This window comes from Actinomadura napierensis (genome assembly GCF_039529375.1).
GTDB lineage: Bacteria > Actinomycetota > Actinomycetes > Streptosporangiales > Streptosporangiaceae > Spirillospora > Spirillospora napierensis.
The window spans coordinates 1-522 of sequence record NZ_BAAAMR010000429.1 but is presented as its reverse complement, the minus strand read 5'-3'; the positions used below and the strand labels follow the sequence as shown (position 1 = coordinate 522).

The 522-nt window shown below is 38.7% G+C and carries 1 protein-coding gene and 1 pseudogene; both read left to right on the top strand.

What is annotated here, in order from left to right:
- On the top strand, nt 1-199 hold a 199-nt coding region (locus ABD296_RS50300), incomplete at its 5' end, for a hypothetical protein (protein ID WP_344285851.1).
- Nucleotides 200-522, top strand: a pseudogene (locus tag ABD296_RS50295) (hypothetical protein); the annotation flags it as partial.

The window sequence follows — 522 nt, the reverse complement described above, 5'->3', positions numbered from 1 at the left end:
TGATGATTTACCTTCAATTCAGCTCATCGAGAAGCGAAAAGAAGCGATTGTAAGCGATGCAAAAACCACAATTGAATTAGCGAAAATTCGTACTCAAATTAAAAAGTTGGAAAAGCAGCTCAGTGTTCGAGAAGATGCCAAAAAGCGTCTTCAACTTGATGAACTACAACAGCAACTCATTCAATTACAGGAGGTGTGAATGGCCGTCAAAAATATGACGAAAAAGCAGATTCAAATTTTCTTTGAACGCCTTCGTGAACAAAGACCTTCTCCACAGACCGAATTAAACTATTCATCACCATTTGAATTGCTCATTGCCGTTATGTTATCGGCGCAAGCAACCGACGTTAGTGTCAACAAAGCAACTGATAAGCTCTATCCTGTTGCGAACACCGCTGAAAAAATCTATAACTTAGGCGTAGACGGGTTAAAAGAGTACATTAAAACGATTGGTCTTTATAACGCAAAAGCCGAAAATGTTATCAAGACCTGTAAGATTTTAATGGAGCAGTTTAACGGTGA